The 26,939-nt window shown below is 40.2% G+C and carries 21 protein-coding genes; 9 read left to right on the top strand and 12 right to left on the bottom strand.

Annotated elements, in window-relative coordinates:
* Positions 1-37: 37 nt before the first annotated feature.
* From hflC to I6E82_RS08665, 8 genes are all read right to left on the bottom strand, one after another.
* Positions 38-1,021 carry a protease modulator HflC gene (gene hflC / locus I6E82_RS08700; protein ID WP_197117588.1) on the bottom strand — a complete coding sequence of 328 codons (984 nt, stop codon included), beginning with the start codon at positions 1,019-1,021 and terminating at the stop codon, positions 38-40.
* A complete protein-coding gene (gene hflK, locus I6E82_RS08695) occupies positions 1,018-1,959 on the bottom strand; it encodes an FtsH protease activity modulator HflK (RefSeq protein ID WP_002962612.1) in 942 nt (313 codons plus the stop codon). Before hflK ends, hflC begins: the two co-directional genes overlap by 4 nt.
* Before the next feature lie 511 nt (positions 1,960-2,470).
* Positions 2,471-3,835, bottom strand: a complete 1,365-nt coding sequence (gene nhaA / locus I6E82_RS08690) for a Na+/H+ antiporter NhaA (protein ID WP_101162943.1) — start codon at positions 3,833-3,835, stop codon at positions 2,471-2,473.
* A gap of 168 nt (positions 3,836-4,003) precedes the next feature.
* Positions 4,004-5,152 carry a N(5)-(carboxyethyl)ornithine synthase gene (locus I6E82_RS08685; RefSeq protein ID WP_197117586.1) on the bottom strand — a complete coding sequence of 383 codons (1,149 nt, stop codon included), beginning with the start codon at positions 5,150-5,152 and terminating at the stop codon, positions 4,004-4,006.
* 384 nt (positions 5,153-5,536) lie between these two features.
* Positions 5,537-5,848, bottom strand: a complete 312-nt coding sequence (locus tag I6E82_RS08680) for a DUF6984 family protein (RefSeq protein ID WP_197117584.1) — start codon at positions 5,846-5,848, stop codon at positions 5,537-5,539.
* Between the two features lie 77 nt (positions 5,849-5,925).
* On the bottom strand, positions 5,926-6,354 hold the full coding sequence (locus I6E82_RS08675) for a DUF7832 domain-containing protein (RefSeq protein ID WP_007585140.1): 429 nt from the start codon (positions 6,352-6,354) through the stop codon (positions 5,926-5,928).
* A 186-nt stretch (positions 6,355-6,540) separates the two neighbouring features.
* Entirely contained in the window at positions 6,541-7,944 is a 1,404-nt protein-coding gene (locus tag I6E82_RS08670; protein ID WP_331459158.1) for a sugar porter family MFS transporter, read from the bottom strand.
* Positions 7,945-8,003: 59 nt separating this feature from the next.
* Positions 8,004-9,044 carry a LacI family DNA-binding transcriptional regulator gene (locus I6E82_RS08665; RefSeq protein ID WP_007585144.1) on the bottom strand — a complete coding sequence of 347 codons (1,041 nt, stop codon included), beginning with the start codon at positions 9,042-9,044 and terminating at the stop codon, positions 8,004-8,006.
* 211 nt (positions 9,045-9,255) lie between these two features.
* Between I6E82_RS08665 and I6E82_RS08660 the strand changes: the two genes are divergently transcribed.
* Complete coding sequence (locus I6E82_RS08660; protein WP_197117581.1) at positions 9,256-10,866, top strand: glycoside hydrolase family 43 protein; 1,611 nt, start codon at positions 9,256-9,258, stop codon at positions 10,864-10,866.
* A 116-nt stretch (positions 10,867-10,982) separates the two neighbouring features.
* Here the strand turns inward: I6E82_RS08660 and I6E82_RS08655 are convergent, their stop codons facing one another.
* Positions 10,983-11,939, bottom strand: a complete 957-nt coding sequence (locus I6E82_RS08655; RefSeq protein WP_197117580.1) for a Gfo/Idh/MocA family protein — start codon at positions 11,937-11,939, stop codon at positions 10,983-10,985.
* Positions 11,940-12,101: 162 nt separating this feature from the next.
* Here I6E82_RS08655 and xylB point away from each other — a divergent pair, with 162 nt between their 5' ends.
* The 6 genes from xylB to I6E82_RS08625 all read left to right on the top strand — a co-directional run bounded on the left by xylB (position 12,102) and on the right by I6E82_RS08625 (position 19,437).
* Positions 12,102-13,559 carry a xylulokinase gene (xylB, locus tag I6E82_RS08650; protein ID WP_197117578.1) on the top strand — a complete coding sequence of 486 codons (1,458 nt, stop codon included), beginning with the start codon at positions 12,102-12,104 and terminating at the stop codon, positions 13,557-13,559.
* A 30-nt stretch (positions 13,560-13,589) separates the two neighbouring features.
* The gene (xylA, locus tag I6E82_RS08645; RefSeq protein ID WP_024599023.1) at positions 13,590-14,909 is read left to right on the top strand and encodes a xylose isomerase; all 1,320 of its coding nucleotides are present in this window, start codon (positions 13,590-13,592) and stop codon (positions 14,907-14,909) included.
* A 39-nt stretch (positions 14,910-14,948) separates the two neighbouring features.
* Positions 14,949-15,887 (top strand): transaldolase, encoded by a 939-nt coding sequence (gene tal, locus I6E82_RS08640; protein WP_029750724.1) that lies wholly within the window; start codon positions 14,949-14,951, stop codon positions 15,885-15,887.
* A gap of 58 nt (positions 15,888-15,945) precedes the next feature.
* Positions 15,946-17,964: a transketolase gene (tkt, locus tag I6E82_RS08635; RefSeq protein WP_197117576.1), complete on the top strand. Its 2,019-nt coding sequence runs from the start codon at positions 15,946-15,948 to the stop codon at positions 17,962-17,964.
* Between the two features lie 107 nt (positions 17,965-18,071).
* Positions 18,072-18,455, top strand: coding sequence for a hypothetical protein (locus I6E82_RS08630; protein ID WP_024593043.1), 384 nt, complete (start codon positions 18,072-18,074; stop codon positions 18,453-18,455).
* 13 nt (positions 18,456-18,468) lie between these two features.
* Positions 18,469-19,437, top strand: coding sequence for an aldose epimerase family protein (locus tag I6E82_RS08625; RefSeq protein ID WP_197117574.1), 969 nt, complete (start codon positions 18,469-18,471; stop codon positions 19,435-19,437).
* Positions 19,438-19,494: 57 nt separating this feature from the next.
* On the opposite strand, the gene I6E82_RS08620 is transcribed toward I6E82_RS08625, so the two are convergent.
* Positions 19,495-20,643 carry an endo-1,4-beta-xylanase gene (locus tag I6E82_RS08620; protein WP_197117571.1) on the bottom strand — a complete coding sequence of 383 codons (1,149 nt, stop codon included), beginning with the start codon at positions 20,641-20,643 and terminating at the stop codon, positions 19,495-19,497.
* Positions 20,644-20,800: 157 nt separating this feature from the next.
* Here I6E82_RS08620 and I6E82_RS08615 point away from each other — a divergent pair, with 157 nt between their 5' ends.
* Together I6E82_RS08615 and I6E82_RS08610 are read left to right on the top strand one after the other, a co-directional pair.
* On the top strand, positions 20,801-22,648 hold the full coding sequence (locus I6E82_RS08615; RefSeq protein WP_197117569.1) for a DUF5060 domain-containing protein: 1,848 nt from the start codon (positions 20,801-20,803) through the stop codon (positions 22,646-22,648).
* A gap of 14 nt (positions 22,649-22,662) precedes the next feature.
* On the top strand, positions 22,663-23,100 hold the full coding sequence (locus I6E82_RS08610; protein WP_165721796.1) for a cupin domain-containing protein: 438 nt from the start codon (positions 22,663-22,665) through the stop codon (positions 23,098-23,100).
* Between the two features lie 387 nt (positions 23,101-23,487).
* Here the strand turns inward: I6E82_RS08610 and I6E82_RS08605 are convergent, their stop codons facing one another.
* On the bottom strand, positions 23,488-23,802 hold the full coding sequence (locus tag I6E82_RS08605; protein WP_197117567.1) for a hypothetical protein: 315 nt from the start codon (positions 23,800-23,802) through the stop codon (positions 23,488-23,490).
* A gap of 426 nt (positions 23,803-24,228) precedes the next feature.
* Positions 24,229-26,451 (bottom strand): endo-1,4-beta-xylanase, encoded by a 2,223-nt coding sequence (locus tag I6E82_RS08600; RefSeq protein ID WP_197117566.1) that lies wholly within the window; start codon positions 26,449-26,451, stop codon positions 24,229-24,231.
* Positions 26,452-26,939 lie beyond the last annotated feature (488 nt).

The raw sequence follows: 26,939 nt of genomic DNA, 5'->3' as shown, positions 1-26,939 counted from the left end.
TTGATGATATCTATACAATATTTTAATATGAAGCATGCTAATTTTTAGGATTAGGCTCACTCACCTGAGTGTGTTGTAAATACTGAAATAGCTCACTGTCGGTCGATAATACCAATGTTGTGTTTTGGCTAAGGGCAAGTTCAAGCGCCTGCAACGAACGGGTAAATGCATAAAATGCGACTGCTTGATCATTTTTGTTATAGGCTGAGGCGTAAATAGCGGCTGCTTTAGCATCAGCTTTACCTCTAATTTCTGTTACTGCTCGGTAGGCTTCAGATTGAATTTTATCTAAGTCTCGCTCTCTGTTACCTTGTATACGGGCAGCTTCGCCTTTTCCTTCTGACAAAAAGCGTTCTGCTATTTGACGACGTTCGCTGATCATACGTTCATAGATTTTAGGGCGTACACTTTCATTATAATTAATACGTTTAAAGCGAATATCCATAAGCTCAATACCAAATACGCGCACTTTTTTTGCCGCCTCATTAAATATATCTTGCTCGACAACTAAACGTCCCATGCTTATAGGCACTAAACTACCAATATTCTGCTCTTTTTCAGCCTCGGTGAGTGACGAGTCACGCAAAGGTTGGCGATCTTTCGTTGTACGAATAATTTCGATTAATTCATGTGTCGCTACTGCATTACGCGTTTCACTACCAAAAATATCATCGAGCCTAGATTGTGCGCTTCGCTCATCACCTAAGCGTAAAAAATACTGCAACGGATCGGTAACCTGCCATCGCGCGTAAAGACTTACAGAAATATAAAGCTTATCTTTGGTCGGCATATCAGAAGGTGTTCCTTCCCATTCCAGCACGCGCTTATCAATAAAATTAACTTGCTGAACAAAAGGCATTTTGAGTTGAATACCCGCCTCTCTAATTGGCTCTCCAACCGGTTTACCAAACTGAGTAATAACAACCTGCTCTACTTCGTTAACCGTATATAAAGCGCTATACAAAGTAACCCCTACAAGTGCAGCTAAAATACTGCCGCCAACGATTAAATAAGATTTCATGGCTGCTGTCCTTTTAGTGAAGTTAAATTGAGTAAAGGTAATACACCGCGTGCTTCGCTATCGATAATAATTTTATTTTTTATCGTTGGCATAACATCTGTCATTGTTTCTATATATATTCGTCTGCGTGTTACCTCAGGTGCCAGTTGGTACTGTGCAAACAGCGCATTAAAACGCAGAGCGTCGCCTTCAGCTTCATTAACTCGCTTAAGGCGGTAACCATCAGCCTCTCTTATTCGTTGATCGCGCTCCCCCTCAGCAAGCGGAATAACGCGGTTATATTCGCGACGCGCTTCGTTAATCAACTTTTCTTTTTCTTGTTGAGCCTGATTAACTTCATTGAACGACCCTTGTACTGGTACGGGTGGGTTAATATTTTTTAGTTGAACCTGATCAATACTAATCCCCATTACATATTTGGTTGCCAATGCCTGCATTTTTTGTAATGCCTCAATTTCAATCCCTTGCCTGCCAATGGTAATTACTTCATCTACAGTTCTATCGCCTACAACTTCACGCATAACTGATTCAGACACATATCGTAAAGTGCCTGCCGGGTCGCGCACCTCAAATAAGTACTTTTGGGGATCGGCTATCCGATATTGAATTACCCATTCAATCAGCGCAGTGTTTAAATCGCCAGTTACCATTTGGGTTTCTTCGCGTTGATTTGTTGCAGGTGAAATTTTTGGCGCAAATGAGCGAATATTATTTTCAGGATTAATATTTTGATCTGGGTCGGAGGCTCCAGGAGTAGAAAAACCAAACTCCTGCTTTAATTGACGCTTAGTAGGCACTATTGTGACGTGATCAACACCTAATGGGATTTTTACATGTAAGCCCGCAGGCAGAATTTCTTGAAACTTACCAAACCTTAATACCAAAGCAACTGAATCACTGGGAACGGTATAGACTGCGCTATAGCCTGTAGCAATCAATCCGAAAAACAGTACTATGGTTAAACTTGTGCTAAATTTTCCACTCAGCAACTTCTTATACTTTTGAAACGCACCGCTCATCACTTTATCGATATCTGGCGGACCGCTTTTACTTTTAGAATTTGGATTATTTTCGTTTTGTGTAGAAATAATATTCTCCTTTTTAAGAAACCAAAAATATGGAGCCTTATTACTACTTTAGATTGTCATAAGCGCCAACGTGCTTCGCAATCTAGGTGATAACTTCCTCTGTATAATTTAAGGGTAATAATTTAAGGGTAATAATTTAGGGGTAATGATTTAAGGAATAGTTTTAAGATTTAAATTCATGCACTTAAGCATTAATTTAAAGCCAAAAAACCTTAGTAAGACATTAGCGTATTTATTTTAATTGGTCTGTTCGCTACAACACATAGCGTGTTTTAAACAATAGGCTTAATTGATAAATAAAGGGTTAAGTACAACTAATGAGTACACATTATTGAATACCCATTAGCCCCTTCACGCCCTATTATGGCGTTGAATTAATTGATTTATTGCTCTTTTTTGAGGCAACCACTCGAATATATAAAACCCCAAGTATTGCAGAAAGAACCGAAGCCACTAAAACCGATGTTTTTGCGTTATGAAGATGCTCGGCTTGCCCATCAAACCCCAACGTAGCAATAAAGGTAGACATGGTGAATCCAATCCCGGCGATAAGTGAAGCACCAATAACATGCTGAAGATTGATACCTTCTGGCAAGCAACCTATTTTGTAGCGTAAAGCAAGCCAACACGCACCCGAAATACCAATAAACTTACCAACAACAAGACCACTAATAATACCTAAGCCAACGGGATCACTGAGACTCTCAACAAATGAACTAAAGTTAAAAACCACACCCGCATTAACTAAAGCAAATAGCGGTAAAATAAACAGTGCGACAGGCAGGTGCAGTACATCTTCCCACCGACGCAAAGGTGTACCTGCATTTTCGGCTAAATCACGAATTTCGAGTACCTGTTTATGATCCTGTCTGCTAGCCAGAACATCTACTTTCTCTATTTCTTTTTGCATAGAGGTAATGGTTGTTTTTGCCTTTTCAAGCGACCTTCCTGAGCCCAACATTGAGCGTGCAGGAGCCGTTAAAGCAATAGCAACACCTGCTACAGTAGGATGAACACCTGACTGTAGCATCATCCACCAGGTGGCAAGACCAATGATAATGTAAAAAAGCGGTTGCCTTATTCCGGCATAATTGGCGGCTACTAAAAAAGCAAATAGAACAACGGCGCATGACAAATACATCACCGATATTTCTTGGGTATAAAACACGGCAATAACGAGTATTGCCCCCACATCGTCAACAATCGCAAGACCTACAATAAAAGCCAACAAGCTTGTTGGTATATGTTTTCTTACAATTGTAAGCACACCTAATGCAAACGCAGTGTCGGTTGCCATGGGTATACCCCAACCAATCAGTGAATCTTGCCCCCAGTTAAACAACGAATAAATACCAGCCGGCACGACCATTCCGCCTATGGCGCAAAAAATGAGCATGTGTCTATTTTTCGGCTCAGCTAGATCTCCAGCAAGTACCTCTCGTTTTATTTCAAGCCCAAGCAATAAGAAAAATATCACCATCAAACCATCATTAATAATGTGTTTAAGCGAGGTTTGTAGCTCAAAGTTTCCTAGAGAGATTCCAATAGGCGTATGCACTAAGTTCAGATAGGTAGCTGAATAAGCTGAATTTGCCCACCATAGTGCAATGATTGTAGATACCAGAAGAAACAAACTAGAGGTGGTTTGAGCACGCATAAAATTAGAAAATGGGTCGTGCATATAGTCTAAGCCACGATTTAGTATATTTTTAGAATCGTTAGGCATATCAGGTAGCCTTATAAATTGTGGGTGTTCGTTTTATCAAAACTTTTAAGATTTAAGTTCTCCAGTTTTACTATCAGTCAACAAACACTTCGCCTTAAAATTACTAGCATTAAGACGAAGTGCCCCCCTAATTAATCTAATGTAAAATTAGATTAGAGATAGATATAATCATTGTGTTATTACGTTATAAGGGTAAATATTTTCGCGGTTTTGGAATGCCAAAATAGCCGTATTTTTAATTATTCCTTGCTCAATATTTATTGCACGGCGAATGGTTTCATCTTTTTGCCACTGCAAAGCACCTTTAAGTATCGTTTGTAAATATACAATGAGCGCCGCAGAGATTGAACGCGTCGCGCTTTCCCATAAATAACTCGGTGTATGATCAACGCCATAATAATCCGTGTTGTTATATCGAAATAAAGGATTTTTAAACGTTGTCGGCTTTGCAAAAAAGAATCCCATCCCCTCATCACAGCTAACATCAATAATTAAGCTGTTTGGTTTTAAGCAGTCGGCTTCTGATTCAATGACAAAGTTAACCGGATGAGCTGTTTCTTGATAAGTCCCGTTCACGATAATATCGGCTTCTCTAATAAGATCACCAAGAGGTCGATTAGTCCCATCATGCTCAACAACCATCATGCGAGCCTCTCCTTCAAGACCTTCTCGTACCTTAACATAATGACAATCTAATATTTCTTCACGCACTTCGTGATCAGGACGCTGAATACAAATTGTAATATCTCTAAAACCATGCGCTTTAAGAGCGTAAATTGCGCCTCTACTCACTGCACCAAAACTAAATATAATCGTTTTACGTTGATCGCCATAATGACCATCAATACCCTTAAGTTGCAAAGCATGTATTACAGCGCAATACCCTGCCATTTCATTGTTTTTATAAAAAGTATGGCGCCCTGCATTTCCTTGTGGTGACCACACATACATATCTTCAAAAGCAATTAAGGTAAGTTTACGTTCTATCGCCGCTTGTGTTATTTCATGCTGTTGAACGCAGTGGGCATAGCCCCAAATAGTGCCTCCTTCGCGCATTTCTTCTAAGTCAGCCAGTACAGGCTTTGCGATAATGGCCGTGCCAATATGGGTAAGTATTTCGCTGCGAGATGCAATGCCACCCGTTAATGTTGCAATATATTCATCGCTAACATTAAAAGCGGTGCCATAGCCTTGTTCAAACACCATTTGTTTTCTAAGATTTTCGGGAATTCGTAATAAGTGCTCTGGGTGAATAGGATACCGTCTTTCATCTGTCTTGCGGGATGTTCCGATAACGCCGATAGTTAATTCACTCATGCTAAGTCCTGTTTATAAAGTAAGTACGCTTGAGTTCATCAACGAATCATCATACTTCGCCAATAAACTTAGGCGGTGTTTTTTCTGTACGTTTTTGGCTCGGATGAACCAACTCTATTTTACAAAGGTGTAATTTTGACAATAAATAATGAAGAGCAGTGAGTTAACTTGCATTGAGTTGCAAGCTGAAGACTATTACCTTTTGAGTAAAAGTGCTGGCTGAGTATATCAGAAATAAGTATTACTAACTTGGGTATCTCAAACTGAAATAAAGGGAGTACTCGCTAATTACTGAGGTTTTAACTTAATGATTTACTTTGTAGAACAGATTTAATGAGCTTTGTATTGGGCTAGCTGAACGTTTGGCTTTTATATCAACTCCGGCTATGTGTCATAAATGGACGGTGGGAACCTTATTCTCTTGTATGTGTACATTTGCGTTCGAGAAAAATCTACTTTCCAAATATCCAATTCGTATAAATTGCCTTGCTTATCTATATTTAACGATGCAGATACAGGAGTACCATCAAGGTCCTTGAATATATATTCAGCTACCTCTTGACCAAGTTGACGATTCTCATAGTTATCACCGATAGCTAAGCTCTCCATTCCACCATCATTAATTGGATTGACAAGTAATAGAGAGATATCTATTTTCAACAACTTAGTCATTATTTCAATTTCAGTTGAGTTCAAATTCCGCATAAAAGATATACCTAACATTTACAATAAGCGGTTTGACAGCACTTTGTGGCAAATCCACCTTAATTTTTTTATCCTTCAGTTGCTGACCACTCGTCAAATCTTTTTTTCAAAATCGGTGATAATTTATCGAAAGCACTCCAACTGTCCTCGAAATGGTACAAAGTTTCTAGATCCTCGTCAGAGGTCGACTCGTAATCTTCATAAAACATACCGTCTTTGGATTCATAGTAATATTCAGCAAACCTATTACCAATAACGTTAAGGTCTTCATCAGTAAATTTTTCGTCGCAATTGTCAATGAACCATGTCGTTGGAGATACCTTTCTGGTTTTTAGCTGAGTAAGAGATTCTGGAAACTCTTCGGCATGAATTGAGCCTGCAAGATTATTCAATAAACACCACGAAACAAACATCGCCATGTGCGTTGCACCTTTTTCACAGGGCAAACCCTTTGGAAAGTCGCCGCCGTAGTGCCAAGATGCATCATCATATTTCATTACAGTTTCCTTGAAGGATAACAACTTACTCAGCCCCATTTGGGGGGGATAACACACCTAAACGGCGTATATTACATCCCTAATAATTTCACTAATAATTACCTTTGTAAACAGCTAAAAACCACAGCTTGTTATCTTGAGACAAAACTATTGCTTTAGTTTTGGCGCTTATTAAAGGGGTAATATTTACCCTTTCATTTGTTCAAGCTCTTTACCTTTGGTTTCGTGTAAAAACTTAAATACAAATATGACTGAAACAAACGCACAAAATGCGTAAAAACCATAAGCCCCAGCTAAACCAATGCCTGTGAGCATGACAGGGAACGACCAGGTAATTAAAAAGTTAGCTATCCACTGGGCAAAGCCGGTAACTGCAAGGCCAGAGCCGCGAATTTGGTTAGGGAACATTTCGCCTAACATAACCCACATTACAGGGCCCCACGATAAATTAAAAAAGAATACATAAGCATTAGCGGCTATTAAAGCAACTATGCCCTGCTCTCCTAATTCTAAGTTGCCTGTTGAGCCAATGTCTGCATTTAAAAAGGCATAAACAATAACCGAAAGCGTCACCGTCATACCAATTGATCCGGTTAACAAAAAAGGCTTTCTGCCAATTTTGTCTATAAAATACATGGTAATAAACACCGCTAAAATACTTACAAAGCCGCTTATTATATTAATAAGTAACGCGTCAGATTCAGTAAAACCGGCTGCTTGCCAAAGTACCGCGCCGTAGTAAAAAACAACGTTAATGCCGACTAATTGCTGAAATGTAGCTAAGCCAATTCCTATCCAAACAATGGGGCGTAAACGTTTTTTAGGTTTATCAATGAGATCAGATAATTTAGGTTGGTGTTTATCGCCAGCAAGAGACTCTGCTATTTCATTTAATTTAAGAGCGGCAGTTTCAGCACCATATAATTTAGATAAAACACGCGCGGCGGCCTCTTTTTTACCAGCCATAATTAAGTATCGAGGGCTTTCAGGGATAAAAAATAAAGCGATTAAAAACAAGCATGCAGGTAATAACTCAACCCAAAACATCCAACGCCATGTTTCAAAGTCGAGCCAAAATATAGCCGTAGAGCCGCCAGCCGTATTTGCTAAAAAATAGTTACTCACAAATGCGCTAAATAAACCAAATATAATAGCCACTTGTTGCAGTGTAGAGAGCGTGCCTCTGTATCGTGCGGGGGCAATTTCGCTAATATAAGCTGGGGTCATAACCGATGCAGCCCCTACAGCTAAGCCGCCTAAAATGCGATAAATCACAAATTCAAACGATGTGACTGACACACCCGAGCCCCAAGCACTTATAATAAATAAAGCAGCGGCAAAAAGTAAAATTGGACGCCGACCAAATTTATCAGCCAATCGACCTGCGCAAAACGCACCAATGGCACAACCAATTAGCATGCTCGATACGTTAAATCCCGTACCCGCACTACTGGAGCCAAACGCCGTTTGTAATCCATCAACAGTGCCGTTAATTACGCCGCTGTCAAAACCAAATAAAAAACCGCCAATGGTCGCAACAAAGCAAACCAGTACTATTAAAAGTACATTTTCTTTCTCGTTCATAAGTATCCATATTGTGTGTTGTTGTTATTTTATATAGATTTTGAAGCTCAAAAAGGTGTGCTTATTTAGTTGTTTTTATTGGTTGAGCTTGATTCTCTTTCTATTAATTCAAAATCTAAAATATGTCTTAAGTCTAAGCTTTTTACATTGCTTAAATCGTTGTACTGACCCGATGCAAGTAAAGTAATCGCAAGCTCAGCCATTTCATTAATGGGCTGTTTTACCGTAGAAATATTTGGCCAAACTATAGTTGCAAGTTGCGTGTCATCAAAGCCAACAACCGACAGTTCGCTTGGAATATTAATACCTTGTTTTTGAGCTATTGAGATTACAGCGGCCGCCATATCATCGTTAGCTGCAAAAATAGCTGTTGGTTTATCATCAAGCGAAAGTAATTTTATTGCCGCTTCCATGCCCGATTGATAAGTAAAACTGCCCTGCTCTATATACTCAGGTGGCGTTATTATTTTATTAGAGCGCAGTGCATCTAAATAGCCTTGGTAACGCAAACGGCTAACACCTTGTTTAGTGTCGCCAATAATATGTGCAATTTTGCTATGCCCTTGATTTATTAAATGCTCTGTAACATCAAACGCCGCTTGATAATCGTCCATGCATATATAAGGGGAGCGATTTAATTTTGTATCTGGCGTTATTCTGACAAATGGCACTTGTGCTTTAGTAAGAACATCTAAAACCTGTTCGTTGTCGCACATAGGTGGCAGTAAAATCATGCCATCAACCTGTGTAACATCAATAAGTTGCTTTACCGATTCAATTGTTTTGTCAATATCGGTATGCGCTTCGTCAACAACAAGGTGGTAGCCCAATGCGCGGCATTTTTTAAGCGCTGCCAATAAAAATTGGCTTATGTAAGAGTCACTTGGGTTATCGTATAAAAGCCCTAAAAAGAATGACTTAGTACTAGCAAGGCGCCTAGCAGACACATTTGGCCTGTAATTTAATTGCTCAACAACAGCCATTACTTTTTCGCGGGTTTTGTCGCTTACTTTTTTGTCTTGGTTGAGCACGCGCGAAACTGTCATCATTGATACACCAGCCTGCTCGGCTACATCTTGTATTCTTGCTCTTTTAGGATCGGCCATTACTGTTATTACCTACTCACAATCAGTGGATTGTTATAATTAACTTTCTTAGTTTTCATTATACATAATTGTAAAGCTTGATATTGTTTACAGCGCGTTTTAAATGATTACTTATTGACAAAGTCTTATACTACACTGAAAATGTTAGCGCTAACAACAAATTTATAATATTCACACCCAATAATATAAAAAACTTAAAAAGGCCTATATTATGAGCATGCTGCAAAACCCAATTCTAAGAGGCTTTAACCCAGACCCAAACATTGTCAGAGTTAATAACGACTACTACATAGCCACTTCAACATTTGAATGGTTTGGAGGTGTGCAAATTCACCACTCTACCGATTTAGTAAATTGGCGAGTTATAGGCCAAGCACTTAACACCGTAGAGCAACTCGATATGCGAGGAGTGCCTGATTCTTGCGGCGTATGGGCTGCGCAACTTAGTTACAATAATGGGCGTTTTTATTTGGTGTATACCAATGTAAAAAGCTTTGATGGCCCATGGAAAGACACACCAAACTATTTTGTATCAACCACTGATATTACCGGCAACTGGTCACAAGCGACTTACTTAAATTCTAGCGGTTTTGATCCCTCTATTTTTCACGATGATGACGGTAAAAGTTATTTGCTAAACATGCTGGTTGATCACCGCGACAACACACTCTTTGGTGGCATAGTAATGCAAGAGCTTTGCCTAAAAACCAATAAGTTAATAGGCGATGTTAAACCTATATTTGCAGGCACAGAGCTTGGTTGCACTGAAGGCCCGCATATTTTAAAACGCGGCGATTACTACTATTTAATTACCGCTGAAGGTGGCACTGGGTATGAACACTGCATTAGTGTTGCGCGCTCTAAAAACGTATTTGGCCCTTACCAAGTACACCCGTACAACCCCGTTATTACAGCAGCCCACGAGCCGAGTAATGCGCTACAAAAATGTGGCCATGGAGATTTTTTTCAAACACAAACCGGTGATTGGTACACTGTATTTTTAACATCAAGACCACTATCTGAGCGTGGCCGCTGCATTACAGGGCGTGAAACAGGGGTTGAGCAAATAATCTGGAAAGACGATGGCTGGCCTTATGCAAAACACGCAAATAAAGTCCCGAGAATACACGTACCCGTTGAGGGCTTAATGCCAAATCCACAGCCTCAACCCTCAACACATATTGATTTTAGTAACGATGGGCTTACTGTTGATTTTCAGTCATTGCGCATACCTATGTGCAAAAATTGGGTGTATAAGAACACCCAAAAATCATCGCTCACCCTAGTAGGTAAAGAGTCTTTAAGCTCATTGCATCAGCAAAGTTTTATTGCCAGGCGTGTACAAGCTCATCATACTGTTAGCAGCACATGCGTTGATTTTGCGCCGAGCAGTTTTCAGCAAATGGCGGGGCTTGTATGTTATTACAACACCGCGCATTACTACTATTTACATATAAGCGGCGGCAATGTAGGCGATGAAACCACACCACGTTATTTAAATGTAATAAGCTGCGATAAATACCAAACAAGCACGCCTGTTGCACCGCTTTTGCTTAAAACAAACAAGCCTGTTTACTTAAAAGCTGATTTTAATGGCGCTCAGCTGCAGTTTTACTACGCCACCGAAAAAAACCGCTGGATAGAGTTTGGCCCAGTGCTCGATGGCAGCATTTTATCTGATGATTACGTGCAGCAATCACCGCAAGGGTATCGACCGTGTTTTACCGGTGCTTTTGTTGGTATGGCGTGCCAAGATTTATCAGGGCAAAATAAAGAAGCTCACTTTTCATTTTTTAATTATGACGAACCTAGCGGCGAATAAATCGCCGCTAGTTAAGTTTATTAGTTGATTTAAAGATGATATAAAACCATTCCAAAGCTTTTAAAGACTCACTTAAGACTCATTTAAAGCTCTTTTAAAGTTCTCTTAAAACCATTTTAAAACAGGGCTTTAATACGCTCCATTTGCGATTGTAAAAGTAAACTTTGAGAGTGGCTCATAATGTCACTCTCTCGTTTATTTTCGCTCAGTAAGCGCCCTACTTCTTGCGCTTCAAAACTGTAACCTTGTGACTGCCTGCCATCTTCAAAACGCTCAATTAAATCATCAAGCTCATACAAAGAGCACTCGTAAGCCCTAAATGCATCGGGTATTTTTATATAGCCTTTGTCACCAATAATATACGCACCATTCCCTAACCGGCATTGAAATGACGTTGCTAAGCTCACCATTACATCGCCACAATTAGCAGTAATGAGTACATCGTCTTCCACGCCTTTGTAGCGAATATTTGCTCTTACGTGTAAGTTTTCAAGGTCGTTATTTAAAAAGTAATTGGCAATGGCAAGCGGATAAATTCCCATATCAAGTAAACAACCGCCCGCTAAATCTGGGTTGTATTCGCGCCCGTCGGGGTTAAAAGGCACAGGATAGCCAAAGTCAGCTTTAACATGTTTAATAGTGCCAATTCGCCCTTGCTCTACCCATTTTTTTGCTTTTTGTATTGCAGGTAAAAAGTACGTCCACATGGCTTCCATTAAAAATACGTCATGCTTTTCAGCCAGTAAAGACAACTGCTTACACTCTTCAGCCGAGACCGTAATAGGCTTTTCGCACAATACATGTTTGCCTGCTTTAATAGCATCACTGGCATTTTTAAAGTGAAAGTTATGCGGGGTCGCAATGTAAACTACATCAACGTTTTTATCGTCAAATAATGCTTGATACCCTTCGTAGGCATTTGCCGCGCCATACTTGCTCGCAAAAGCGCTTGCATCTTCCCCACTTCTTGCTGCAACCGCGTACGCAACACCATTATTGGTATGTGCTAAGTCTTCACAAAATTGTGCAGCAATTCGGCCACAACCAACAATACCCCAGTTTATTTTTTTCATAGTGTTTCCTTATGATCTTAAAAAGAAATTTAAGTGAACTCCAACAACCAAGCAATAAACTTGCAAATTAATTGTTAAACATAGTTTAAAACTAGCTTGACTTAACAATATCAAATCATTAATGTTAGCGCTAACACTAAAACAACATTAAGCATCACATTTATGTTCCTTGGTATCGATTTAGGCACTTCAGGTGTAAAAGTAATTATTTTAGACGAGAAAGACCAATTGCTTGCTCAAGCAAGTGGATCTTTAAGCGTTTCACGCCCAGCACCACTTTTTTCTGAGCAAAACCCTACAGACTGGTGGCTTGCTACATGTAGTGCAATCGAGGATCTTAAAAATACTCACCCTGCATTACTAAAATCGGTGAAGGCTGTGGGCCTTTCTGGGCAAATGCATGGCGCTACGCTGCTTGATAAAAACAATAATATTATTCGCCCAGCCATTTTATGGAACGACGGGCGTAGTGCTGCACAATGTGTAGAGCTTGAAAAACGCGAACCAAATTCTCGTAATATTACCGGCAACATAGCAATGCCTGGTTTTACTGCACCTAAATTGGTGTGGTTAAAAGAGTTTGAGCCAGAAAATTTTGCAAAAGTAGCCAAAGTATTATTACCAAAAGACTACCTACGCTTTTTAATGACCGGCGATTTTGCATCAGATATGTCTGACTCTGCAGGCACATTATGGCTAGACGTAGAAAAAAGAGCATGGTCGCAAAAAATGCTTAGTGCTTGCGACTTAACAGGGCAACACATGCCTACTCTTTTTGAAGGCACACAAATTACAGGTAAATTAACAGCCCAAGTTGCTGCTAAATGGGGAATGGAGCAAGTACCTGTTGTTGCAGGCGGTGGCGATAATGCCGCAGGCGCTGCCGGTGTAGGCGTAGTAAAGCCAAAACAAGCGTTTTTATCATTAGGTACTTCGGGCGTTTACTTTGTTGCCAACGAAAAATACCTGCCTAACCCAGAAGGTGCTGTACATACTTTTTGTCATTGCATTGAAAACACCTGGCACCAAATGTCAGTGGTGTTAAGCGCAGCAAGCTGTTTAACCTGGGTCACTAAATTAACTGGTTTTGAAAACGAAAGTGCATTGCTTGAACAAGTAAGTAAATGCGACTTTAGCAAACCAAGCTCAGTGATATTTTTGCCTTATTTAACTGGCGAACGTACGCCGCATAATAACCCCGATGCCAAAGGCGTGTTTTTTGGTTTAGACAGTGATACCGATGCAGCAGCCCTTGGCCGCGCAGTACTCGAGGGCGTTGCTTTTGCCTTTGCCGATGGCCAACAAGTACTGCTTGATGCCGGCGCACAAATTGACGATGTAACCGTTATTGGTGGTGGCGCTAAAAGCCCACTGTGGGGAAAAATCATCGCAAGTGTACTTAACCGCCCCCTAATTTACCGAGAAGGCTCAGAAGTTGGTCCCGCATTTGGCGCTGCAAGACTTGCCCGAATAGCAGTAACACAACTCTCTGCACAACAAGTGTGTGTTAACGGCAAAGTAACGCAAACCATTGAGCCAGACCCAATCATGCAAGACTTTTACGCACAGCAATACACAACATACAAAGCACTTTATCAAAGTGTAAAAACATACTTTTAATACACTATTATAAAATTAATGGAGCACAATATGAGCGAGCAATTTTTTACAAACGTTGAAAAAATTAAATTTGAGGGTGAAAACTCTAAAAACCCATTTGCATTTCGTTACTACGACGAAAACCAAGTAGTGCTTGGCAAAACAATGAAAGAGCACCTTCGTTTTGCAGCTTGTTACTGGCATAACTTTTGTTCTACAGGGTTTGATATTTTTGGTGAAGGTACGTTTGACCGTCCTTGGATCCAACCTGTGGGCAACCAATTAGAACTTGCTGAACAAAAAGTAAAAGTAGCCTTTGAATTTTATGAAAAATTAGGCGTTCCTTACTTTTGTTTTCATGATGTTGATATTGCACCTGAAGGCAAAACACTACAAGAAAGCCACGATAACGTAACGCATATCGCTAACATTATCGAAAAAGAAATGCAGCGCACAGGTGTAAAACTACTGTGGGGTACTGCTAACTTATTCTCAAATCAGCGTTTTTGTGCCGGTGGTGCAACAAACCCTAACCCTAATACGTATGCATATGCAGCAGCACAAGTTAAACATGCAATGGAAATTACGCATCGTTTAGGCGGCGAAAACTACGTACTGTGGGGTGGTCGTGAAGGTTACGACACACTACTAAATACAGACCTTGCGCAAGAAAGCGAACAGTACGCACGCTTTTTGAAAATGGTTGTAGAACACAAGAAAAAAATTGGTTTTAAAGGCACATTATTAATTGAGCCAAAACCACAAGAGCCAACTAAGCACCAGTACGATTACGATACAGCAACGGTTGCAGGCTTTTTATACAAGCACGGCTTACAAGACGAAATTAAAGTAAACATTGAAGCAAACCACGCAACACTTGCGGGTCATAGTTTCCATCACGAAATTGCAGTTGCTTGCGCAGAAGGCATTATGGGTAGTATTGATGCTAACCGTGGCGACATGCAAAACGGTTGGGATACAGACCAATTTCCTAACGATGTAGCTGAGTGCACACTTGTTGTTTACGAAATTTTAAAAATGGGTGGCTTTACAACGGGCGGCTTTAACTTTGACACTAAACTTCGTCGTCAATCGTGTGAACGCGATGACTTATTCATTGGTCACATTGGCGGTATGGATACGATGGCTAAAGCATTACTCAATGCAGCAGCAATGATTGAAGGTGGCGAGCTGTCTGACTTTGTTGAAAAACGTTACGCAGGCTGGAAAGAAGACCTAGGTCAAAGCATTCTAAATGGTGAGCAATCACTTGAGAGCCTTTCAGCCTTAGTACACGAGAACAACATCGATCCTAAGCAAGTTTCTGGTCGCCAAGAACTGCTTGAGAATATTGTTAACCGCTACGTATAAGGACATAGCCTCGGTTATAAGGCCGAGGCGTACATCATTATGAACTTGTTAGAACAACTCAAAAAAGTAACCACGGTCGTTGCCGACAGTGGCGATGTAGAGTCAATCAAAGCTCTACAACCGGTTGATGCAACAACCAACCCTTCGTTAATTTTACAAGCTGCAAAATTACCTCAGTATAAACATTTAATTAGTGATGCTATAAGCAAAGCTGGCAACGATGTTGACGCTATTTGCGACCAACTTATTGTTAACTTTGGCTGTGAAATACTAAAGGTAATACCTGGGCGTATATCAAGCGAAGTAGATGCGCGTTTATCGTTTGACACCAAAGCAAGTATAGCCAAAGGGCGTAAGCTTATTTCGCTTTACGAGCAAGCGGGTATTTCAAAAGACCGCGTACTTATTAAACTTGCTTCAACATGGGAAGGCATTAAAGCCGCTGAGCAGTTAGAAAAAGAAGGTATTAAGTGTAACTTAACACTACTTTTTTCGATGGCTCAAGCCATTGCATGCGCACAAGCTAATGTAACGCTTATATCTCCGTTTGTTGGGCGTATTCTTGATTGGTACAAAGCCCGCGATAATAAAGAATACACTCCAAGCGAAGATCCTGGTGTGCAGTCGGTTACAGGTATTTATCAGTACTACAAAAAGTACGATTATAAAACCGTGGTAATGGGCGCAAGCTTTAGAAACACTGAAGAAATAATCGAACTTGCTGGCTGCGATTTACTGACTATCTCGCCATCATTACTCAATGATTTACAAAGTCAAGAAGGTACTCTGGTTACTAAGCTTGACGCTGCAAATATTGCCAAAGCACCGCAAAGTGACATAACCCCACTCACCCACGAGCAATTTTTATGGCAGCACAACGAAGATGCAATGGCCAGCGAAAAGCTCGGTGAAGGTATTCGTAACTTTGCCAAAGATCAGCGTATTTTGGCTAAATTGGTTGAAGACTTACTAAACTAATTTCCCTCAAGCCTGCCACATAACGTGCAGGCTTTTTTAATTTTATTTGAGGTAATACATGACTCAGCTTTCTTCTCGTGCGCCTTTTGCTAATGCTATTCGCGCACTCAGTATGGATGCGGTACAGCAAGCAAATTCAGGGCATCCGGGCGCACCTATGGGTATGGCCGATATAGCCGAAGTACTGTGGAACGATTTTTTAAACCATAATCCAAACGATCCAAATTGGGCAAACCGAGACCGCTTTGTACTCAGTAACGGTCACGGATCTATGCTTATTTATTCTTTATTGCATTTAAGCGGGTACGAACTACCACTTAGCGAGCTTAAACAATTTAGACAAATGCATTCAAAAACCCCAGGACACCCTGAATACGGTTATACCCCAGGTGTTGAAACAACAACAGGCCCGCTTGGCGCAGGTTTATCAAACGCTGTAGGTATGGCCATTGCCGAAAAAGCCCTCGCCGCGCAATTTAACAAAGAGAGTTTTGATATTGTAGATCATTACACTTACTGTTTTATGGGTGATGGTTGTTTAATGGAAGGCATATCGCACGAAGCATGTTCGCTTGCCGGCACACTAGGCTTGGGTAAACTTATTGCTTTTTGGGACGATAACGGTATATCTATCGACGGACACGTTGAGGGCTGGTTTACCGACGACACCGCTAAACGCTTTGACGCTTACGGCTGGCATGTAATAAAAGATATAGACGGCCACGACCCAGAACAAATTGCCAGCGCCATTGCACAAGCAAAACAAGTGAGCGATAAACCTACTCTACTTTGTTGTAAAACCGTGATTGGTTTTGGCTCGCCAAATAAATCAGGCTCGCACGATTGCCACGGTTCGCCATTAGGTGATGACGAAATAACTGCGGCGCGCAAATTTTTAAACCTACCAAATGAAGCATTTAGTATCAGTGATAATATTTACGCCCATTGGGACGCTAAACAAAGCGGTGACAAAAAACAAAAACAATGGCAACAACTGTTTAGTGACTACACCAAAAGCCACCCTGGGCTTGCCAAAGAATTTGAACGTCGCGTAATTAAACGCACCCTTCCTGAAAGTTTTGAAGCTATTGCAAACGACTACATTGCACAGTGCAACAAAGACGCTGCCAACATTGCCAGCCGAAAAGCCTCGCAAAATACCATTGAAGCCTTTGCCCCGCATTTACCAGAGTTACTGGGTGGCTCTGCCGATTTAGCCGGTTCTAACTTAACGCTGTGGTCTGGCTCTAAAGGCATAAGCGCAGATGACGCCAGCGGTAATTACCTGTTTTATGGCGTGCGCGAGTTTGGTATGAGCGGCATTATGAATGGCATATCACTGCACAGTGGTTTTATTAATTACGGCGCAACGTTTTTAATGTTTATGGAATATGCCCGTAACGCAGTAAGAATGTCGGCACTTATGGGTATTCAAAATATATTTGTGTATACCCACGACTCTATAGGCCAAGGTGAAGACGGTCCAACTCACCAACCTATTGAGCAACTAGCCAACCTACGTATGACGCCAAACCTAGTCACATGGCGCCCATGTGACGCAGTAGAAACTGCAGTATCGTGGAAAAACGCGATACAAAATCAGCAGCAACCTACCGCGCTTATTTTTAGTCGCCAAGGGCTCAACCACCAGCCACGCAGCGCACAGCAAATTAGCGATATAGAAAAAGGCGGCTATATTCTTAGCGATAGCAGTAAAACGCCTGAGCTTATTTTAATTGCAACGGGTTCTGAAGTTGATTTAGCAATGCAAGCCGCAAAAGAGCTTACAGTACAAGGTGTTGCAGTGCGTGTGGTATCAATGCCAAGCACCACATTGTTTGACCTGCAATCAGACGATTACAAGCAAAGTGTATTGCCAAACTCGGTAGCAAACCGTATTGCAATTGAAACATCACACCAAGATTACTGGCTAAAATATGTAGGCTTACAAGGCAAAGTAATTGGTATGAGCACTTTTGGTGAGTCGGCGCCAGGTAATGTGTTATTAGAGCATTTTGGCTTTACCACCAAAAATGTAGTTAGCACCGCGCAGGCGTTAATTAAAGCCAACGCTTAATATATTTAGTACGCGTAATGCGCTAAATAATTCAAACTTTATCCAATTAATGCGCTAAGCCTCACAAAGCTCGGCGCATTTTTATAATTAACTAACAAAGGTGAACTATGAAATACTTACTATTAATTATGCTTTTTAGTGCAAGTACTAGTTTTAACGCATGGGCAAATGACGAGCAAAATGATGAACTAATGCTAACGATTTTTTTAAAGCACGACCAATCAAAAAATCTCTCTGAAATAAAAGAAATACTCAACAACGCTAACTTTTACAAACATTTTCCGCCAGAGGGCGCAACGGTAGAATCTTGGAAAGTAATGATGGGCATAGGGCAAGTAGTCACTTTGCGCTTTCCGGCAGCGCTGTTACCAAAAGTAAACTTATCGATTGAACGTTATGGTTGGAAAGCTTACAGCACTGAGTTTTACCCAACTTACGATCTGTACCCAATCGTAAAAGAAGAAATTAAAAAAGCTAGAACGAACAATTAAAAGAGTAACCACAATGACAACTTCACTTATTCAATACACACTAAGTAATGAGGTAAACGACACTATTTCTATTATTAACTACGGTGCCCGGCTTACCAGCTGGGTTACCCATATTGATAATAAAAAACGAAATATTGTACTTGGCTATTCTAATATTAATGATTATTTAAACGACACGTTTTACTTAGGCGCTATAGCCGGTCCTTATGCAAACAGGCTAAGTAACGCCCGAATAAACATTGATGATAAAGCCTATGCACTTAATAAAAACGAAGGAGTAAACCAACTTCACGGCGGCCAAAAAGCATTAAGCGACTTGTTTTGGCAGATCGATTATCATCACAAAAATGCATTAAGTTTAAGTATTACCCTACCCGATGGATACAACGGCTACCCAGGTAAAACTACATTTAACGTGCTGTATACCTTTACCACTAACAGTAAAAGCCACAGTAATCTTGATATTAAATTTACAATTACCAGTAATAAAAAAACCATTGCAGGGCCAACAGCACACCCGTACTTTAATTTAAATGGCATTACTAACAGCGCACAAGGGCATGCATTAAAACTGGCCGGCGCGTATTATACCCCCGTAGATACAAACGCCATTCCCACAGGTTTAATAACGCCTGTAGCAAATACCACTTTTGACTACACAAATGCGCGGGTGCTTAATAAAACCGATAAGCTCGATCATAACTTTGTAACCGAACAAACACTTAACCTGCAAACCAATAAGCAACACGCAGAGCTTACAAGCGCCGATGAAAAGGTAATGTTGAGTGTATTTTCTAACTACCCTGCCATTCAGGTTTATACAGGGCAGCATTTAAAAACTCCGTTTAATGCATACGACGGTATATGCCTAGAACCCCAATTTTTCCCCGACAGCCCTAATAACCCACACTTCCCATTTAGCTATTTAACACCACAAGTACCTTTACAAACACACATAAGTTATTGTTTAACTACTATGTAAACCAAAAAAGGATCGCTATTAAGCGATCCTTTGCGGGAGGTTAAATACTTAGTGCGATTATAAATCGCTTACAAAGCTTTTAAGTTTAAGCTCACGGTCAATTAATAATGGGTAATCGGTGCGCCCTTGCATTGGCCAATCGTTTCGCCAAGTGCGTGCATCGCTTATGCCCCAAAATGTAACGCGGCTTACTTTATCGTCATGCTTTTTAAGTATGTTAAACACGGCTTTATAGCGCTCACCTAACTGGGTGTTTACTTCACTAGGTAAACCATCTGGGTATGGATTAAATCGCTCTTGTAGCGCAATATCTAACGAAATATCAGCCCCTTGTTCTTCACCTTCAGGGAACGGTAATACCGAAATATCAAGCTCGGTTATCATCACATCAATGCCAGTGGCTGCGTATGCCACAATAGAGTCTTCCATTAACGAAAGCTCTGGGTTATCAAGCGAGTAATGCGCTTGCATACCAATACCATCAATTTGAATACTTTTGCTTTGCAAATTTTTAATAAGCGCAATTGCACCGGCTCTTTTTTCTGGCTTATACAAGTTGTAATCGTTGTAATATAACTTGGCATTAGGTGCTGCCTGTTTAGCGTATTTAAACGCGTATTCTATAAAGTCGTCACCAATAATGGTGCCCCATTTAGATTCACGCAGTGTGCCGTCTTCGTTAAGTGCTTCGTTTACCACGTCCCATGCAAAAATGCGATTTTTATAGCGCCCTGCAACAGCATTAATATGGTTTTGCATACGCTTAAGTAATGCGTCACGAGTAAGTGGTTCGCCTTGGTCGTCTTCAAAAACCCAGTCAGGGGTTTGCGAATGCCACACTAATGTGTGCCCAACTAACTCTTGGTTGCTCTCTTGTGCGTACTCAACTAGCGCATCAGCAGCTTCAAAGTCATACGTTTCTAGCTCTGGGTGTATACGCTCCCACTTCATTGAGTTTTCTGGCGTAAAGGTATTAAATTGCGCTTTAGCCACATTTAAATCTTCAGGCAAAGCCCCTAATATTTGGTCGCGGCTAATCGCTGTACCTATTTTAAAGTGGTCTTTAAATTGCGCTTTAAGCGTTAATTGCTCCGGCGCTTTTTGCGATTTTAATGTCGGTTTACTTTGCTCTGCTGCACCATTACAGCCAAGTGCAAGGCTCGACATTCCTAATAAAATAGCAATCGTAAATTTATTTTTATGCATGATGTACCTGTTGTGTGTTTTTTAGTGTGCAACGTAAACTTAACACCATATAGTCCTTTTGACAACAACGTTTTATTAAAATAGACTGAACAAAAATAACACAGCATACATTCCTTAATCACACACTTTACTAGCAACAAAATTAGCAAGGATACACATGAAAAAAATAACAATAAAACGGCTTCTGTTAATTAGCGTATTTTTCGCCTCATTTATATTCAGCGCCCTAATTCGCGCGGAGCAAACCTGCACTCACGTGCCCATTTGGCATAAATTAAGCTTAACCCTTGAAGGCCCGCACACCAGCGAGCTTGCCACGCCTAACCCCTTTACCGACTACCGCTTAGATGCAACATTTATCAGCCCCACTAACAGGCAATATACAGTACCTGGATATTATGCAGCCGATGCAAACACAGCTCAAACACATGCAACAGCAGGCAACAAATGGCAAGTTTTGTTTTCGCCCAACGAACTTGGCAAATGGCGCTATACACTCTCATTTGTTAAAGGCAGTAATATCGCAAGCGTGCCATTAAATACTGTTACAAACGAGCAATCAGCCGGATTTTTTGATAAACAAACAGGCGAGTTTAATGTTACCGCCGCCACTAAGTCATCCAGCAGTAAAGACTTTAAAAGCAAAGGTAAGCTTGAATACGTTAATAAACCTTATTTGCAGTTTAATGGCTCAAAAGAGTACTTTTTAAAAGCAGGTGCTAACAGTCCAGAAGTGCTGCTTGGCTTTTCAGGGTTTGATGCCACTCCCACAAAGCGTAACTACCAAGCGCACATAAAGCATTGGCAAAATAGCGACCCTACATGGCAAACAATCAATACAGAGACTGATAACAGTATTCATCAATCTTCTAAAGGCATTATTGGGCTAATTAATTATTTAGCGTCGCTTAACATTAACGCGTATTACTTTTTAACCATGAACGCCTACGGCGATGGCGACCAAGTTTGGCCATGGCTTAGCAAAACCCAAACCACACGCTACGATGTATCTAAATTAGCTCAGTGGGATATTGTATTTAGCCACATGCAGCAAAAAGGCATAATGACTCACTTTGTAATGAGCGAAACCGAAAACGAATCACTGTATGAATGGAACGAAAGCCAGCTTAAAAACGACTTTGCTGTTAGTCGCAAAATTTACTATCGCGAGTTATTTGCCCGCTTTGGCTATCATTTAGCAACCACGTGGAATATAGGCGAAGAAAACGGCTGGCAAGATCCAAGCGGCGACGATAAACAACAAAAAGCTAATACCACAAAACAAAGAAAGCAATTTGCCGATTACTTTCAATCACTCACCTACTACCCTGAGCATATAGTGGTCCATAACGGCCCGTCGCTCGACTACCACATTTACGATAAACCAAACGACAACATTTTGGGCTACCCCGCCTACACAGGGGCAAGCTTACAAGGTGAACTTAAAACAAACACCACTTACGGCGATGTTTTAAAGTACCGCCAGCTTACTCAAAATATTCCTCACCCGTGGGTGATCACCATGGACGAAGCCTATATTTATGAGTATGCAAACAATGTAGATACGTGGCGTAAAAGTAACGTGTGGGCCTCATTTATGGCAGGTGGCGCAGGTATTGAGTTTTATTTAGGCGGTGGCGGCGACCTTGTTGAACAAGATTTAACGCCTTACAAAAATTACTATTTAGCGATGACCAACGCTGTTGCGTTTTTTCAAAAATACGTGCCATTTACAAAGCTTACACCCACCCCAGAGCTTACAAAAACAGGCTGGACGTTAAGTGATAACTCAGTGTTTTACTTATTTTATTTTAGTAACGCAAGCCAAGCTCAGGTCACATTACCAAATGCGTGTTACACCCTCGACTGGTTTAACCCACGAACTAACAACTACATAAACGGCAAACGCTTTTGTGTAAATACCGCAACGAGTACACAACTGGCAACACCACCCAACACACCTAACAACGACTGGGTTTATTTAATTAACCTAAGCGTTAAATAATAAGGATTACAACCATGAACCATTTAACAGTTAAACATTGTGTAACCGGCGTATTACTTACAGCCGCAGCCACCATAGCATTGCCTGTAAACGCAGCAGATAAACCCACACAACTTACATCAGCTATTGTGAGTCAAAAAGACGCGCACATTACTCACTACGAAGGCGGTGATTTTCATACTTATTTTTATGGCGATACACCACTCACTAAAGGTGCTATTACAGGCGTTGCGGTTATTAAACCTAATAACGAAATACATCCTGCCCACCAGCATCCTGATGAAGAATACCTAATGATTCTTGAAGGCTCTGGCACGTGGACGCTTAATGGCAAAAGCCAGCCTGCTCATACTGGGGATATTTTATTTGCAGCGCCTAATGACGTACATGGCATTTATAACAATGGCGATGTGCCACTTAAGTTTGTAGTCGTGAGGTATCAGGCTAAGTAGGTTTAGTGGCTTTTTAGTGAAATAGACTAAGTGAATTATGCACAAAGAGGTTAAGAGGCACTTCGCTTTTAGAGGAAAACAAAACAGCCTGATGTTGGATCAGAACACAGGCTATTTTGAGTAAGAGAAAAAATAACCATTCCTAAATAAGGTTATATAAGCCCCCTCAAAGAATAAATGTGTCTTGGCAACTTCTTATTTGTTCTTCCAATTAGTTAACGCATGTTCCCATTCTGTAATTATTGGCAACAAACACTTTAGCTTTATTTCCTTATTATTTGATAATGCGAATAAAAGGTTCGATAGTTGATAACTATTACTATTTGAAATGACTAGAACGTTATTTACAGTTGTAGCATTTGAATTTTTAATTATACCCAAATCAACCTACCATTCTGCTTCATGTTTCCACCAATCAGCGGCAGAGTTTATTGCTGCTACATAAGCAATTCCACAACGGTGACGAGGACCTAATTTATATGCTTTTTTATTTTTACCTAAACCTGAAAAAATAACTGTTTCGACTAAGCATTGCTGCGCAGCAACAAAACCAAGACCAACATAATATTCTGACTGATCAAATAAGCCATCTGAATCAGGGTCTGCTGAACTTTGAATCGCTAAATCTATTTCGGATAATTTTGCATCAAGCATCAAAAAAAGCTCTTCTAATCTAGCAAAATTTCCTAAAATATTAATCATTCAATAAAATTCCCAATTAGAGATTCAAATAAAAGCTCAATCAAAAATTCTTTTTCACTTTATGATTACAGCATGCTCTTTAACTACATTAGTACCAAATACTATAACCTATTGCTAGTTATAAACTTTAAGCTCTTTTTGCTTATCATGATGCTTAAAAGTCATGGGGCACTTCTCATTTTCTTCTCATTCTTTTCTCTTTGTGAAAATTCCCAAAAACAAAAAATATTCGGCTTTGACTACACAATGCGGTTTACTTAACTTCATCTGTAATCGTTTTATTTAAGCGCTATCACACAACCCCAAAAAGTAACGTTGGCTACCCTACTGCGCTTTGCATAAAATAATTAAAGTCCGCGCAAAAAAATAGTCTGTATAAAAATACAGACTATTTAATCCGGGGTTAATTACTTTTAGTTAGGTTTATTATTCAACCAAGGTTACCGATACATCATCCACATAAAAGTCAGCGGTGAGTTCACTTGACTCAACATAAAGTAAAGCGGCGCTTTCCTGCGTTGTAATTGAATGTGTGTAAGTGCCCGAAAGCTGTACCCAGTCACCCGCGTTAACGGTAGTAACGGGTGTAAGCTCAAGGTACTCGGTGCTAGTGTGCTCTATTTGTAGTGTGAGTTTTATTCCTGGCGACACTGTTGTGCTGTCGTCAAATAACTTAACCCATGCAGATACGTTATAGGTTTTATCTGCTGTAAATAAGCCTTTTACATCCTTTTGTAACCCATTCCACGTTTCAGTTCGCCCTTGTACTAAAGCGCTATTATTGCCATTGTGGGCTTGGGTTGTTTCAAGAGTTATACTTACACTACCACGGGCTTGCCATGAATCAAGCCCAGCTTCAAAGTCGCCATTAATTAGCAGCTCTGATGAAGGTGCTGGTTCAGCTACTTCAATTAGCTCTTTTAATGCATTAGCAAATCCTTGCAAGGCAGGCTTTGCAGTAAAGTCATTAAAAAATAACAGTGGCCATTCTGTTGTTGGCTCTGGCCAGTTTTGTAACCAACTATCCTCGTCAATTACGCCCCAAATAGTAATGCCACCGCGTTGATCTTCAGGTACCGTTTCTAAGTATGTTTTAACAATATCGTAGTAGTACTGCTTTTGTTCGTCCGCTCTTTCACTGGTTAGGTAAGTTAGAGGAATGCCGCCTTCGTTGTTCATACGAACATCTAGCTCGGTAATTTTTACTTTGATTTTAGGGCGAATATCGACCACTTTTTGAAGGTGTGCCTGAATGGTTGAAATATCAGGGCTGTTAAGTGAAATATGAGATTGAAACCCTATACCATCAATAGGCACGCCATTGTTGTGAAAATCGTTAACCATATTGATAACAGCATCTAATTTATCTGCATTCCAAATCAGGTTGTAATCGTTATAGTATAAGTCGGCATCAGGATCGGCTGCTCTTGCTGCTTTATATGATAACGGTAAAAATTCAGCACCTATATTTTCAAACCATACAGATTCGTCGGCACTGTCGTTTGTAGTTTTTTCACCACGGTATTTGCCATTTTCCATAAACGCTTCGTTAACTACATCCCAGCTAACGACGGTATCGTTATCGCCTTCTTCTTCAAAGTGAGTGGCAACTTGAGTGATGTGATTTTCCATCATGGTTATCCATGCGGCTTTATCACCTTGAAAACTCTGCATCCAAGGCGCAATTTGCGAGTGCCAAACAAAAACATGGCCATGTATAGTAAGTGAGTTGTCTTTGGCGTAGTTAACTAGCTCATCAGAATCATCGTAAAAAAATTCACCTTGAGTTGGTTGTAAATAGGTAGGCTTCATAATGTTTTCAGCAGAGAGCTGATTAAAGTGTTGTTCAATAATCGTTTTAATCTCTGGTCTGTCTATTATGCTGTTACCAAATCCACCCGCAGGAACAGCTACACCAATATTAAAATTAGGTGCTAATGCTTTTAAACTTTGTGCTGTCACTTCGCTGTATTGAACATCGGGTATTTCTTCTGCTGGTACATCGTCTAAAATAAAGCCTGAAAATTCGTCTAAGTATATAGACTTGTTAATGTTCTCTTCTTTTGAAAAGTGAATTGCCAGCCTAACTAAGGAGTCAGCTTCAGCTGTTGCGGCTGTTAATGTTATTTTTTGCCACTCGCCTGTGAGTGTTTCTTTTACTAGGCTAAGTTGGCCATAATCTGGCGCAGGTGTTTGAATCCAAAAATCGGCACTGGTTCCCTCTTCACCTTTGGCCCAAACACTAAACTCGTAATTTTTACCTCCAGTGATAGGAAGGTCTTCATAAGCTATTTCAATTCCCCAAGGGTTGTCACCCAATGTATTAACAATAACCTCAGCTGCTTTGGTGCCTTTGTAAGTATTAACGCCTTCTTGCGATTCAATTATCTCTATAGTAGAAGTAGCGCTTGATTCTTGATCTGGTCTAAATACCCAATTTCCGACGGGCGTTGTTTGCCCTGTAGTGTCTTCTTCAAACCCACCATTTGCTATTTCAGCTGCTATTGGCGCTTCAGGCGCTGGAGTATCAGGGGCTACTACTTCCGGTATAGATTCAGGCACCGGTGTATCTTTATTATCCCCCCCGCACGCCATTAATAGTGATACTAAGGTCACTAATCCGGTGTTACGAAAAATCGATTTATTCATTTTTTATTCCTTAGACTAAAGCAATAAATGAGTCGTTTTTAAACTAGGTGCAGTAAAGCCATTTGAGTGAATAAAATATGATAAGAGTATTTCTACTGCATTATCAAAATCTATTATTCAATATGACTACAACTAATTAGAAAAACAAACAGTCATTTATATTTATTATTTTAATATCTCTTCAAACGTTAATATTTACTTTGTACAAAGGTACAAATATAAATTTAAAATCATAAAGTTATAGTTAAGGTTTAAATTAAAATTTATTGTTTTATATCGTGTGTGTGAATATGCAATCATAAAATTAACCTAAAACCAACATTGTTATAGTCTATTTAACAATAAGGATCAAGGCTAAAATTTGACCCGTTTAATATTGAGTATGCTTTGAGTTTGATTTGAGTCTGATAAAAATAATTAAAGAGAAGGTGTAAGTGATACTTGTGCTTGTATTACTTAGGTAAGATCAAGGTTTACCAGCTAATCGC

This window comes from Pseudoalteromonas sp. NZS11 (genome assembly GCF_015864765.1).
Lineage (GTDB): Bacteria > Pseudomonadota > Gammaproteobacteria > Enterobacterales > Alteromonadaceae > Pseudoalteromonas > Pseudoalteromonas arctica.
Note: the sequence above shows the minus strand (reverse complement) of the source record. Positions and strands in the feature narration are given on the sequence as shown.